Consider the following 12,102-nt stretch of genomic DNA (forward strand, 5'->3'; position numbering starts at 1 on the left):
AGTTCGCTAGTTCTGGTGACCGGAATGCCCCTCCTCGAAATCCCAAACTTTGTTTCGGAATCCCGTTTCAAGAAAGACAAAGACCTTCTCTAAGTCAGTGTTCTTTGGGACATCCACCGAATAGAGATCGTAGCCAAAACTTCCCTGCTCATAGGTGCAGCCCTCCGCCGCAATCGGGGCCCAATACCGATGGAAGAGATCTTTTTCAGCCTCTTCAAGCAAAATGATCCGATACGTCGAATGCCCCGACGGGGCCAAGATGCGCTCAAACACCAAAGCATCATCTTCTTTTATGGCTTGAACCTGATCTTTATAGCTCAAGCCTCTGCCGAAAAAGGGTGAATTCTCCAGCCTAAAGCGATCGGGACCGAGCCTCGTCACCCATAAGCTTTCCATCGAATAGCCATGCCAGGCATCCTCTGGAAGCCGGATGTGCATTTTCTCCATCAACTGCGTTTTCTCCCCAATATCCGGCTACTCCGGCAATGCCCAAAATCTATAAACGCAATTGCTATTGATCAAACAGCAGATGACGTGCCGTTTTTGCTTCTTCACGCGCTACCTTTGCGTATTCTCGCTTGAATAACAAAGGGAGAACCACATGGCCTGGATCAAAACCGTTCCGTTTGAGGAAGCCACCGGGAAGCTGAGAAAACTCTATGACCGGGTGACCGGGCCGGGTGGCAATGTCGACAACATCATGATGATGCACTCGCTGCGGCCACATTCGATGGAGGGCCATATGGCTCTCTATAAGAATGTGCTGCATCACACCGGCAATCAGATCCCCAAGTGGTTCCTAGAGGTTCTCGGGGTTTGGGTCTCCTCACTGAACGACTGCGCCTATTGCGTCGAACATCACTTTGCCGGGCTGCAGCGCCTCTTGCGAGATGAGGAGAAAGGACTGGCAATCCGATCCGCAATCGAAGAGCGCACCCCTGAGAAGGCGCCTCTGGATGCCGCGCAGAAATGCGCGCTGGCCTATGCCCGCAAACTGACCGAGGCCCCAGCCTCTCTCCATGAGGAGGATGTGAAGGCGCTGCGTGCGGCCGGGTATGACGATGGTGAAATCCTGGAGATCAACCAGGTGACTGCCTATTTCTCTTATGCCAACCGCACCGTCCTGGGCCTGGGCTGTTCCACCAAGGGCGATGTCCTGGGGTTGAGCCCAAATAACTCTGAGAATCCAGATGACTGGGGCCACAAATAGACCAAGACTGCAGTTAACACTGCTGTGAAGCCTGTTGCTCGATAGAGATGTGCTTCCTAGTCTGAGGGGCAAAGCCTCAGCCAGGAGCACATCATGAGTTTTATCGCCGAAAACCAGTTGGTTTTGATTCTGGCTTTCTTTCTGGCGGGTCTTGGCGGCACAGCGCTCCTGTTTCGCAAACCCGCCGGACACAGAGCCTGGAAACTTGCAGACCTGGTCTGGGTGATCCTAGGGGGTTTTGGCGCTTTGGTGGCGGTCATCGCGGGGATCTATAAATCCGACAGTAGCCATCTGGAACGCCAGATTGATGTGGCCTATGCCGCCATCGCCGCCTTTGACCGGGATGCTGCCCGCTTTCGCCTGCGGTTTTGCGACCCGGCCTATGATGGCGACATCGCGGTCCTATGCGAGAAAATCGAGTTTCTCTCGGCCTCGACCGCAGGCAATGCGGAACTGCCACTCTTTGTTGCTGTCACGGATGAGGTTTCACCGCTGCAGGGGCTGAGCTTCTTGTTTGGCGGTCGCAATGACGCGGACCAAATGAAAGAGATGGCAGCAAAGGCCGAGGCCTTTGACCCGGAGGCCTTTCTGGTCTTTGCGGCGCTGGATGAGCCGACCCAGGCCGCGGTAGAGACCATGCGGCGCAAAGTTCCAACAATCGCCGGTGATTTCCTGATCCTGGCACGGGCCTATGACGAGTTAATCGAGCAGATCCGCCGACTTAAGGAAGAATGGGAATATCTTCAGGAAAACGCCTACATCTTGATGTTGCAGCTTTTTGCCCTTTGCCTTGTAGCCTTTGCCGCCCCCTTTCGTCTGGGTAAATCCCTGGTGGAGTTGCGACCCTTCCGTCGCTAGTCTGTTTGAAACCCCAGGAGGTAGAGCAGATGACGGAACAGAGCGAGTTGCCCCTTCAGGATGCTGAACAGCTCCTCCAGGACAATTTTGCTGAATGGGTGAAAGCACTCGACCTTTCGATAGAGAGCTTCACGCCCAAAGCCGTAGTGCTGCGCATGCCGCTGGCCCCGCATCTGGCGCGGGTCGGTGGCATCGTTTCAGGCCAAGCTCTTGCCGCCCTTGCAGATACGGCCATGGTCCTCTCTGCCGTTGCCCATGCAGGTGAAATGAAGCTCTTTGCTACAACGGATCTGCATACGCAGTTCCTGCGTCCCGGCACCGGTACAGCCATCCTCTGTGGTGCTGAGGTTGTGCGGGCCGGAAAATCCCTGGTCTTTGCCCGCGCAGCGATGGAAGAGGAAGATAGTGGCAAAGTGGTTGCCACCGCAACCGCCACTTTCTTTGTGCCCTAGAGCCACCTGATCCTGGAAAAAGGCCCTTAACATGCGCAGTTTTGATGAAATTTTTGAAATTTCTGCCGCCCGTCATGGCGGCACTGACGCTCTGGAAGCCAAACTGCAAAAGCCAGATCCGAAGGTCTCCAAACTGCCAGAGGATCGCTGGCTGGCCCATATGACGCGCTGCATTTTTCAGGCTGGCTTTAGCTGGAAAGTGATAGAGGCCAAATGGTCTGGATTCGAAGCGGCATTCCACGGGTTCGAGATTGCACGCAATGCCTTCATGGATGAGGAAGCCTTTGACAGCCTGCTTTCCAACAAAGAAATCATCCGCAACGGCGCCAAGATCCAGGCAGTACGTGACAACGCCGCCTTTCTGCTGGACCTGCGCAACGAGGGAGGTGTTGGCGAGATCCTGGGGAACTGGCCTGCCGAAGACTTCTGCGGGCTTTTGGAAATGCTCAAAAAACGCGGCAGTCGCCTCGGCGGCAATAGCGGACAGATGGCGATGCGGTTTGCGGGGCGTGACGGCTATGTCCTGTCACAGGATGTCACCGCCCGCTTGATAGCCGAAGGGATCATCGACAAGCCCGCCACCTCGAAACGTGCCATGCTGTCGGTTCAGGAGGCTTTCAATGCATGGCACAGTCAATCCGGTCGGTCGCTGTTGGAAATCAGCAAGACGCTGGCCTTCAGTTGCTGACGCTTTCTTGGACCTGGCAGGAAAAAATCCATAGCGTTGAGAATTCCTGTCTAGGCCTCAACGAAAGGCCAAGCTAGGGTCACACCATGGTGCTGCGTTTTTGTCTGATCTTTTTGCTGCTTGCAGCCTGTGGTCGCCCCCTTAGCGAGACCGAACGCGCCTTTCTTTCCGACATCCACGGAGAGGGGATCAACCTGGACAAGGTTCGTCTGGTCAAGGGCGCCCCGGTTGCAGCCATTACCTTTCGTCGAAAACCCAGGCCGCGCGTCACCTGCCGCGAACGTATCTTACCGCCGGTCAGAAAAGAGGAGGTCATCACCTCCTCTCCGGCAGCGGTTGCCCTGTTCAACCGGATCTTTTTTGTCAAAGACTGGTATACTCAGAATTACCTCCCGGCCTATCCGGATAGGCTCTATCTGGTTGAAGCCATGCTCCTGGCGCATGAGATCACCCATGTCTGGCAGTGGCAGAATAGACGGCAAACCGGATATCATCCCCTGCGTGCAGCGGCCGAACACAGCGGCAATCCGGATCCCTATTTGTTTGAACTGAACGGCAGCCCGGATTTCCTGAGCTATGGCTATGAACAGCAGGGCGCCATTGTCGAGGAATATGTTTGTTGCCGCGCCCTCGCTCCGCAGGCCGCCCGCAGCAAACGCCTGCATGCCATGCTCAAAGACGTGATGCCGGTCCGGGATCTGCCTAAAGCGCCCGAAAGCGACGTCTATCTGCCCTGGAAAGAGGCTGAGATAGAAGGCATCTGCTCCTAGTTTCAACGACACATACCCATGACGTAAACCTAGTATCGAAGCCCAAATGATGGACCCGGTAGAAATACGGTCCGGAGGTTTTGATACTTGATCCTCGGCGGCCCTCCCTCTCTAGTTGGGAACTGCAGAAGACATGAGCCAAGGACAGGATCCTCAGAATGCTACATTACGCGCTAATCATGCTGGCCGCTGGCCTTGGCATTCCGGTTCTTGCAGCGTTGAACGCCGCCCTGGGACAGTTCATCGGCTCTCCTGCTGCCTCTGGCGTTGTGCTCTTTGCAGTCGCCTTTCTTGCGGCACTTGCCTATTGCCTGATTAAAGGGCCCGCCGCTCTGATGCTCTTGCCGCAAGCTCCCAAGCATTTGTTTCTGGCCGGTCTTTTAGTGGCCTTCTATGTTCTTTCAATCACCCATGTAGCGCCGCATTTCGGGGTCGGAAATGCAGTTTTCTTTGTTTTGCTTGGCCAGTTGGTCAGCGCCGCAATCATTGATCATTTCGGATTATTTGGCGCGCAGGTCAGTCCCCTCAGCATGACCCGCGCCGCTGGTATTTCGGTCATGGCTTTGGGGGTCTGGATCACTCAACTTGCCTAGGCCCTCAGACCCGGATCAAGGTACAGGACTGCTCCCTTCTACCTAGTCTCCACTCATTGGAATCGAAGAGCCAAAGTAAAAAATGCGTTCTCGGCCCGCTTTGGCAGCCAGATTAAAAGGGTTCCAATCTGCCCGCTTCAAGCTTAACCCGGCGATCCATTCGTGCGGCAAGCTCATGGTTATGGGTTGCAACCAGGGCCGAAAGCCCGGTTCCCTTGACCAGATCCATCAAAGCCGCAAAAACTTGATCCGAGGTTCCCGGATCCAGGTTGCCCGTGGGCTCATCCGCCAGAAGCACCCGTGGGGAATTGGCCAAAGCCCGACAGAAAGCCACGCGCTGCTGCTCCCCACCAGAGAGGGCCGCCGGGCGATGATCAGCTCGGGCACTCAACCCAACGAGCTCCAGCAGCTCTTTTGCGCGCGCCTCTGACGCTTGCTGTGAAGTGCCGTTGGCCAGCTGCGGCAAAGAGATATTCTCCAGCGCGGTAAACTCCGGCAGCAGATGATGGAACTGATAGACAAATCCAACCTCCTGACGCCTGAGAGCCGTTCGGGTATTGTCCCCCCGCCCTGTTGCCTCTTGCTCGGTCAGGTGAATGCTACCGGAATCAGGAGTGTCCAGAAGGCCCGCAATGTGCAGCAATGTGGACTTGCCCGCTCCCGAAGGAGCCACCAGGGCGACCATCTCTCCGGGCCTCAATGAGAAATCAATGCCCTTTAGCACTTCTACCTGCCCCGGTTGTCCGGGGTTATAAGATTTGGCAACATTCTTCAGCTCTAGAACCGCATCATTCATAGCGCAGAGCCTCCACTGGATTGAGGCGCGCTGCACGGCGCGCCGGGAAGATTGTCACCACAAAGGAAAGCCCCAAAGAGAGCGAGATCGCCGACAGGACATCCTCCAGCCGCAGCTCTGCCGGTAGCGCATAGATCCCACGGATAGATGGATCCCAGACGCCGCCGCCCATAACGTAGTTCACGAAAGAGAAAATCGGATCGATATAGATGGCAAAGAGACAGCCCAGGACAACACCGCACAGGGTCCCGATGACACCTGTAAAGGCGCCGCAGATAAAGAAGACCCGCATCACCGATCCCTCGCTCAGGCCGATTGTGCGCAGGATACCAATGTCACGGCCCTTGTTCTTGACCAGCATAATGAGGCCCGAAACGATATTCATCGCGGCGATCAGCACCAGGATCGACAGGATGATGAACATCACATTGTCCTCGACCTCCAGCGCACGCAGGAAGCCGCCAGAGGCATCGCGCCAGGTCCAGGCCCCGACAGCCCCTTCAGCTGCCCCAAGAAGGGGCAGGACCATCAGATCCACCGCCTCTGGGTTTTCCACCATGACTTCGATCTCATCGGCAAAACCCTCGCGGTTGAAATAGCTCTGCGCCTCAGCAAAGGGCATGTAGAGACGGGTCTTGTCGATATCATAGCGCCCAGCGGTGAAGACATAGACCACCTCATAGGCACTGACTCGCGGGCTGGTGCCAAAGGGTGTTTTGACACCATTGGGTGAGATCAGCTTGATCTTGTCACCAACAGTGACCCCGAGTTCGCGCGCGACCCCGGAGCCAATAGCGACCCCTTCTTCAAACCGGTCGAGATCACCGATCGAACCATCGCTCTGGGCGACGCCGGGAATGGTCTGCACCCCGGTTTTGGAAATGCCAAAGACCTGCACGCCCGCATTGCGCTGGCCTGCATTGGCCATGACCTGGCGTTTGATCAACGGTGCGGCTCGGGTGACGCCGGGAACCGCTGCCACGCGCTCTGCCATGGCGTCAAAATCCGTGAGATTGCGTTCGAATTGCCCCGCTGCGTTTAGCTCTCCGTGGGCATAGATCGAGACATGAGCATTGGCACCCAAGATGGTTCCGACAAATTCCGAACGAAAGCCCGAGCGTACCGCAAGCGTCGCGATCAGTGCAAAGACCGCCAGTGTAATCCCAACCAGGCTGATCACGGTCATCACCGAAATCCCGCCTTCGGCCCGACGCGCGCGCAGGTAGCGCCAGGCAATCATCCATTCAAATCGCGCAAATGGCGGCGGTGTTTTGGCCATATCGGCTCCTGCTCGCAAATTTTGCGCCAAACTGCGGGTTCAGGCGCCTTTGGTCAAGCGAGGCTTCGCAATTCAGGCGGTATTCCCCCGCCCAAGGGCCAGGCCTACACCCACAACCGGCGGCTCTGAGCATTCAACGTACATAGAAATTCGGATCTAAAGCCTTGAATAGAGGTGAGCACTGAACAAAAAAGAGGAATTCAAAGCAGTGATCGGGCAAGCTTTGGCGCTCGCCCGATCACAAAAACCACGTTTGGCTGCATCTTAGAAACCACGGCCGGTGTGGTGTTTGGCGTAGATCTCAGCCACTTTTTTCACCGCCTCTTCCGGCGACATCTCTTCGCTTTCACCGGTGCGGCGCGAGGTCAGCTCGACAACACCGTTCTTCAGCCCGCGCGGGCCCACGGTGATGCGCCAAGGCAGACCGATCAGATCCATGGTAGCAAACTTGCCGCCGGCGCGTTCCTTACGGTCATCATAGAGAGGCTCCAGGCCCACTGCTGAGAGAGCTGCGTAGATCTTCTCACAGGCCGCATCCGCTTCGTCATCGCCCTGCTTGAGGTTGACGATACCGCAGTGGAAAGGCGTGACCCCTTCGGGCCAAATGATGCCTTTATCGTCATGGCTGGCTTCGATGATCGCCCCCAAGAGGCGCGACACGCCAATGCCATGAGACCCCATATGAACAGGTACGCTGCCGCCATCGGCTGTCTGCACGGTCGCGCCCAGCGCCTCGGAGTATTTGGTGCCAAAATAGAAGATCTGGCCCACCTCAATACCCCGCGCCACACGGCGGCGCTCTTCCGGGATCTCCTTGAACAGGGCCTCATCATGGGTCTCATCGGTGCGGGCATATTTGGAAGTGAACTCCTCCAGCACGCCTTGACACTGCTCGACGCTGTCATAATCGATCTCGCGGTCGCCGAAGGTCAGGTCGGTGACGGCCGAGTCATAGAAGACCTCGCTCTCGCCGGTCTCCGCCAGCACCAGGAATTCATGAGTGTAATCGCCGCCAATCGGGCCGCCATCGGCACGCATCGGAATCGCCTGCAGCCCCATACGCTCATAGGAGCGCAGATAGGTCACCAGATGGCGGTTATAGGCGTGCAGCGCATCCTCTTTGGTGAGGTCGAAGTTGTAGCCATCCTTCATGTAGAATTCACGCCCCCGCATAACGCCAAAGCGCGGGCGGATCTCATCGCGGAATTTCCACTGGATATGGTAAAGCGTCAGCGGCAGGTCCTTGTAGCTGCTGACATGGCCGCGGAAGATATCGGTGATCAGCTCTTCGTTGGTGGGGCCATAGAGCATATCGCGCCCGTGGCGGTCGTTGATCCGCAGCATTTCTTCGCCGTAATCGTCATAACGGCCGCTTTCCTTCCACAGATCCGCCGACTGCAGGGTCGGCATCAGCATCGGGATATGGCCCGCGCGCATCTGCTCATCATGCACGATGGTTTCGATCTTTTTCAAAACCTTAAAGCCAAGCGGCAGCCAGGAGTAGATCCCGGCGGAGGATTGCTTGATCATGCCAGCGCGCAGCATATAGCGGTGGCTGACAATCTGCGCCTCAGAAGGCGTCTCTTTCAGAACAGGCAGAAAATAGCGGGACAGGCGCATCTTGGCTCCATGGGTGATGTGAATGGGCGTTTGCAGCCGGTTTAGTGGGTGTCAATCCTGCAAGCAAGGGGGTGCAGAAAAGGGCCGAACCCAGCGACTAGGTTTGTTCAACGCCTCAGAGCCTGCCGAAGAGAAGATTTCCTCAACAGGCTTTCGCAAAACACCTGCGCAAAGAAAGACGCTCGCCGATTGGCGAGCGTCTCATTGGTTCTATTCAGATGTAAAGTCAGACAGACCTGCGGCGCCGCATCAGTCCTAGACCGCCCAGAGCACCAATTAGCAGCATCCCTCCTGCGGGAAGGGGAACCGCAGCGATGGAATTCCCTAGGATCGAAAACTGCTGTTCCCGCTGGTAACTCAGGAAGGTGTCGAAAAGCATGTTATCGCGTGACTGACGCAGGTTCCCTGAGGGGGTGCTTATACCCCAATCAGAGTAGCTTCCGGCGGAATTCACCCCATTGAAGGCAAACCAATAGTCGCCAGCACCAAGGTTAACGTTCAGGCCAGAAATAGTCGCCTCGTAAATCCGGTAGCCGCCAGTTGTCGCAATCTGAGTACCGGTAACCGATACATTTTGTTGCAGAAAAAGATTGTTCATTGAGCTGTCATACAGCCCGATATCAAGAAGCGCCTGCGTTACATCACTGTTTGTAAAGCCAAAGGCAAAAGTAACTCCTGTTACAGTCGTATTCGTACCCAAGGTAAAATCGTCGGCGATTCCATAGATATTACCTGCATTTCGATTGTTACCATTGCCGATCACACCATTATCATAGACAACTGTGGCGGTAGTGATCTTCCCCCACTGAAGTGATCCGCCCGTATAGTTAGGAAACGGAGGATCAGATATGGGAATCAAGCGACACAAGCCCGAAGAGATTGTCACGAAGTTACGGCAGGTTGAGGTGCTTTGCGGCCAAGGGATGCCGCGCGTAGACGCCATTCGACAGGTGCAGATTACAGAACAAACCTTCTATCGCTGGCGCAAGCAATATGGCGGTATGGGAACCGACCAACTGAAGGAACTAAAGCGACTTCAGAAGGAGAATGACCGGCTGCGTCGGGCAGTTTCTGATCTGACATTGGACAAGCTCATTCTGTCGGAAGCTGCACGGGGAAACTTCTGAGCCCCTCGCGCCGCCGTAACTGCATTGATCATGTGCGACGCCAGTTCCACGTCTCAGAGCGTCGCGCCTGCCGTGTTCTGGGACAGCACCGTTCCACACAGAGGCGGGTGCCTGTTGGACGTGCTGACGAAGACCGGTTGGTGTCTGACATGATCGAACTGACACGCCAATATGGTCGATACGGTTACCGTCGGATAGCGGCTCTTCTGAGAGACGCCGGCTGGCAAATCAACGACAAACGTGTTGAGCGCCTATGGCGGCGTGAGGGGCTGAAAGTTCCAATGAAACAACCGAAGAAAGGACGGCTCTGGCTGAACGACGGGTCGTGTGTTCGACTCCGGCCCGAATATCGTGACCATGTCTGGTCCTATGACTTCGTGCACCATCGAACGGATGACGGGAAAGCGTTCCGGACACTGAACATTCTGGATGAACACAGCCGGGAATGCCTGGCGATCCGGGTGAAGAGGCGCTTGAACTCGGCAGAAGTTATTGACGCGCTGACAGATCTTTTCATCCTGCGTGGCGTTCCTGCTTTCATCAGATCAGATAATGGCCCAGAGTTCATTGCTCAGGCCGTTCGAGATTGGATCGCAGCGGTCGGTGCCCAAACGGCCTACATTGAACCAGGATCACCTTGGGAGAACGGATGCTGTGAAAGCTTCAACGCGCGCTTCAGAGACGAGCTGCTGAATGGAGAGGTATTTTACAGCCTGCGTGAAGCCCAGATCCTGATTGAACAATGGAGAAATCACTACAACACAAAACGGCCGCATAGTGCTCTGGGCTATCGCCCACCGGCTCCGGAAGCCATCGTTCCGGTGGAAACCAGGCCGATCATGCACTAACACTCACACTGGACCACTTCGATGGGGCTGATCAACACAAAGGCGAATACCTTTGTTAGCAATTTCAAAAAATACATTTCACCCCCGGAGAACTTGTTTTCAATTCAAACTTAACGCTACGTTAACCTTTGTTAACATTTTTGTTACATCCAATCAATGACCGACTTCACTTCATTCATCGCGCCCTTTTTCCTCCAGCAACTGACTACAGATTGAGGGTGATCAATTGTCCTTCTTACCCCCTCTTGTTGTGGTGAACCCTACGGAGGGCAAAACTGAACCGCCAACCTTTTCCGCTTCGCCTTCTAACAACGGCAGGTATCCTCGGGTCCCTTGTGCTGATGTCGTTTTTGCACTCTCTCGCCGCAAAGGAACTTGAATGACGGTACAAGAATCGAGTTTGTTAGCGGAAACGCTTTGAACGTCCAAAGCAGGCATCAGTCTTTAGGGAGAAAGACATGACAAAAACCATCCTTGAACCCGCGCGCGAAATCCCGGTCATCCATGAAACCGAGGTGCTGGTTGTGGGCTCTGGACCAGGTGGCTTGGCGGCTGCTCTGGCGGCGGCGCGGGCGGGCGTGGAGGTGACGCTTCTGGATCGCTTTGGCTGCTTTGGTGGCAATATCACCACCGTCGGAGTTGAGGGCTTTGCCTGGTACCGGCATGAGCAAACCGTCGAGGCCGGCGGCATTGGCTGGGAATTCGAAGAACGGGCCAAAGCCATGGGGGCCGCAGTGCCCGAAAGCCAGTCCCTGTCCTATGAGCTGGATAGCGAAGGTTTCAAGCTGGTCGCAGACAGGCTGGTTGAAGAAGCAGGCATCCATCCGATGCTGCATCGGGTCTTTGTCGCACCTATCCGGGAGGGCAATCGCATCACTGGTGTCATCGTTGAAAGCAAGGCCGGCCGCGAGGCGGTGCTGGCCAAACGGGTGATCGATGCCACCGGCGATGCTGACATCGCCCAAATGATGGGCGCGCCTACTCTGAAAACTCCGGTAGAAGAGATGCAAGCGGCCAGCGTCATGTTCCACATTGCTGGCGTCGACAAGCAGAAGTTCATGGAGGGCGTCAAAGCCGACCCGCAGACCTATGCCAACTGGTCGACCGGCGAATGGCAGGTGGAGACCTCGGGCAAAGAAGACGACATGTTCTCGCCCTTTCTGGCCAAGCCATTCGGCCAAGCGATCCGCGACGGAGTCATTCCGGCGCATCTGAATACCATCGGCGGCACCTGGGGCGCGGTGCATGACAGCGGTGAGATGACCTATATGAATCTGGTGCATCTGGCGGAGATCGACGGCACTGATCCAGACAGCATGACCCGTGGTGAGATCGAAGGGCGCAAACAGGCAATGCACGCCATCGACGCTCTGCGCGCCTATACGCTCGGCTGCGAAAGTGCTCGCCTACGCAATTTTGGCATGACCATCGGCATCCGCGACACCCGCAAGATTGATGCCCACCACAACATCACTGAGGATGAGACCCGCAATCAGGGCCGCTTTGACGATACCATCGGGATTTACCCTGAGTTCATCGATGGCTACGGGGTGCTGATCCTGCCGACGACCGGGCGCTACATGCAGATCCCCTATCGCTGCATGCTCCCTAAAGACGTGGAGGGCCTTCTGGTGACCGGTCGGGCAATCGGCGGTGACAAGATCGCCCATGCCGCCACCCGCAATATGGCCTGCTGTGCAGTTGCGGGCCAAGGTGCGGGTGTGGCAGCTGCCCATTCAATCAAACTGGACTGCGCCCTAAGCGAAGTTGATATTTCCGCCGTTCAAGCAGAGTTGAAACGCCAAGGGGTCAGAATTCACTGATCTCACCGCCCATGGATGCCATCTGAGGTGAACCCGGC

13 protein-coding genes are annotated in these 12,102 nt (G+C 56.0%); 8 read left to right on the plus strand and 5 right to left on the minus strand.

Annotated features, from left to right (window positions below; genetic code table 11):
• Nucleotides 1–6: 6 nt before the first annotated feature.
• Nucleotides 7–447, minus strand: coding sequence for a DUF4265 domain-containing protein (locus tag RSK20926_RS11170; RefSeq protein ID WP_008206763.1), 441 nt, complete (start codon nucleotides 445–447; stop codon nucleotides 7–9).
• 154 nt (nucleotides 448–601) lie between these two features.
• Between RSK20926_RS11170 and RSK20926_RS11175 the strand changes: the two genes are divergently transcribed.
• The 6 genes from RSK20926_RS11175 (at nucleotide 602) to RSK20926_RS11200 (ending at nucleotide 4,571) form a co-directional block, all read left to right on the plus strand.
• Complete coding sequence (locus tag RSK20926_RS11175) at nucleotides 602–1,210, plus strand: carboxymuconolactone decarboxylase family protein (protein ID WP_008206765.1); 609 nt, start codon at nucleotides 602–604, stop codon at nucleotides 1,208–1,210.
• Nucleotides 1,211–1,303: 93 nt separating this feature from the next.
• Nucleotides 1,304–2,068: a hypothetical protein gene (locus tag RSK20926_RS11180; protein WP_008206767.1), complete on the plus strand. Its 765-nt coding sequence runs from the start codon at nucleotides 1,304–1,306 to the stop codon at nucleotides 2,066–2,068.
• 29 nt (nucleotides 2,069–2,097) lie between these two features.
• On the plus strand, nucleotides 2,098–2,520 hold the full coding sequence (locus tag RSK20926_RS11185; RefSeq protein ID WP_008206769.1) for a PaaI family thioesterase: 423 nt from the start codon (nucleotides 2,098–2,100) through the stop codon (nucleotides 2,518–2,520).
• 31 nt (nucleotides 2,521–2,551) lie between these two features.
• Nucleotides 2,552–3,208 carry a DNA-3-methyladenine glycosylase I gene (locus tag RSK20926_RS11190; RefSeq protein WP_008206771.1) on the plus strand — a complete coding sequence of 219 codons (657 nt, stop codon included), beginning with the start codon at nucleotides 2,552–2,554 and terminating at the stop codon, nucleotides 3,206–3,208.
• A gap of 86 nt (nucleotides 3,209–3,294) precedes the next feature.
• On the plus strand, nucleotides 3,295–3,978 hold the full coding sequence (locus RSK20926_RS11195; RefSeq protein ID WP_008206773.1) for a hypothetical protein: 684 nt from the start codon (nucleotides 3,295–3,297) through the stop codon (nucleotides 3,976–3,978).
• Nucleotides 3,979–4,136: 158 nt separating this feature from the next.
• Nucleotides 4,137–4,571, plus strand: a complete 435-nt coding sequence (locus RSK20926_RS11200; RefSeq protein WP_008206774.1) for a DMT family transporter — start codon at nucleotides 4,137–4,139, stop codon at nucleotides 4,569–4,571.
• Between the two features lie 112 nt (nucleotides 4,572–4,683).
• Here RSK20926_RS11200 and RSK20926_RS11205 read toward each other — a convergent pair whose 3' ends face one another.
• The 4 genes from RSK20926_RS11205 to RSK20926_RS22850 form a co-directional block, all read right to left on the minus strand.
• On the minus strand, nucleotides 4,684–5,367 hold the full coding sequence (locus RSK20926_RS11205) for an ABC transporter ATP-binding protein (RefSeq protein ID WP_008206776.1): 684 nt from the start codon (nucleotides 5,365–5,367) through the stop codon (nucleotides 4,684–4,686).
• Nucleotides 5,360–6,646: a lipoprotein-releasing ABC transporter permease subunit gene (locus RSK20926_RS11210; RefSeq protein WP_008206778.1), complete on the minus strand. Its 1,287-nt coding sequence runs from the start codon at nucleotides 6,644–6,646 to the stop codon at nucleotides 5,360–5,362. Before RSK20926_RS11210 ends, RSK20926_RS11205 begins: the two co-directional genes overlap by 8 nt.
• A gap of 264 nt (nucleotides 6,647–6,910) precedes the next feature.
• A complete protein-coding gene (proS, locus tag RSK20926_RS11215; RefSeq protein WP_008206780.1) occupies nucleotides 6,911–8,266 on the minus strand; it encodes a proline--tRNA ligase in 1,356 nt (451 codons plus the stop codon).
• A gap of 226 nt (nucleotides 8,267–8,492) precedes the next feature.
• Nucleotides 8,493–9,029 carry a VPLPA-CTERM sorting domain-containing protein gene (locus RSK20926_RS22850; RefSeq protein WP_008206781.1) on the minus strand — a complete coding sequence of 179 codons (537 nt, stop codon included), beginning with the start codon at nucleotides 9,027–9,029 and terminating at the stop codon, nucleotides 8,493–8,495.
• A gap of 85 nt (nucleotides 9,030–9,114) precedes the next feature.
• Here RSK20926_RS22850 and RSK20926_RS11230 point away from each other — a divergent pair.
• A protein-coding gene (locus tag RSK20926_RS11230) for an IS3-like element ISRosp5 family transposase (protein ID WP_085979705.1) occupies nucleotides 9,115–10,241 on the plus strand; the annotation gives its coding sequence in 2 pieces (ribosomal slippage) (nucleotides 9,115–9,379 and nucleotides 9,379–10,241; 1,128 coding nt in all).
• 458 nt (nucleotides 10,242–10,699) lie between these two features.
• Complete coding sequence (locus RSK20926_RS11235) at nucleotides 10,700–12,064, plus strand: FAD-dependent oxidoreductase (RefSeq protein WP_008206783.1); 1,365 nt, start codon at nucleotides 10,700–10,702, stop codon at nucleotides 12,062–12,064.
• The last annotated feature ends 38 nt before the right edge of the window (nucleotides 12,065–12,102 follow it).

Source organism: Roseobacter sp. SK209-2-6 (assembly GCF_000169455.1).
In the GTDB taxonomy this organism is placed as follows: Bacteria; Pseudomonadota; Alphaproteobacteria; order Rhodobacterales; family Rhodobacteraceae; genus Pseudophaeobacter.

Bases quoted from the DNA above. Each gene is read 5' to 3' on its own strand.
- RSK20926_RS11170 (WP_008206763.1), bottom strand. From the start codon at position 447: ATGGAGAAAATGCACATCCGGCTTCCAGAGGATGCCTGGCATGGCTAT.
- RSK20926_RS11175 (WP_008206765.1), top strand. From the start codon at position 602: ATGGCCTGGATCAAAACCGTTCCGTTTGAGGAAGCCACCGGGAAGCTG.
- RSK20926_RS11180 (WP_008206767.1), top strand. From the start codon at position 1,304: ATGAGTTTTATCGCCGAAAACCAGTTGGTTTTGATTCTGGCTTTCTTT.
- RSK20926_RS11185 (WP_008206769.1), top strand. From the start codon at position 2,098: ATGACGGAACAGAGCGAGTTGCCCCTTCAGGATGCTGAACAGCTCCTC.
- RSK20926_RS11190 (WP_008206771.1), top strand. From the start codon at position 2,552: ATGCGCAGTTTTGATGAAATTTTTGAAATTTCTGCCGCCCGTCATGGC.
- RSK20926_RS11195 (WP_008206773.1), top strand. From the start codon at position 3,295: ATGGTGCTGCGTTTTTGTCTGATCTTTTTGCTGCTTGCAGCCTGTGGT.
- RSK20926_RS11200 (WP_008206774.1), top strand. From the start codon at position 4,137: ATGCTACATTACGCGCTAATCATGCTGGCCGCTGGCCTTGGCATTCCG.
- RSK20926_RS11205 (WP_008206776.1), bottom strand. From the start codon at position 5,367: ATGAATGATGCGGTTCTAGAGCTGAAGAATGTTGCCAAATCTTATAAC.
- RSK20926_RS11210 (WP_008206778.1), bottom strand. From the start codon at position 6,646: ATGGCCAAAACACCGCCGCCATTTGCGCGATTTGAATGGATGATTGCC.
- proS (WP_008206780.1), bottom strand. From the start codon at position 8,266: ATGCGCCTGTCCCGCTATTTTCTGCCTGTTCTGAAAGAGACGCCTTCT.
- RSK20926_RS11235 (WP_008206783.1), top strand. From the start codon at position 10,700: ATGACAAAAACCATCCTTGAACCCGCGCGCGAAATCCCGGTCATCCAT.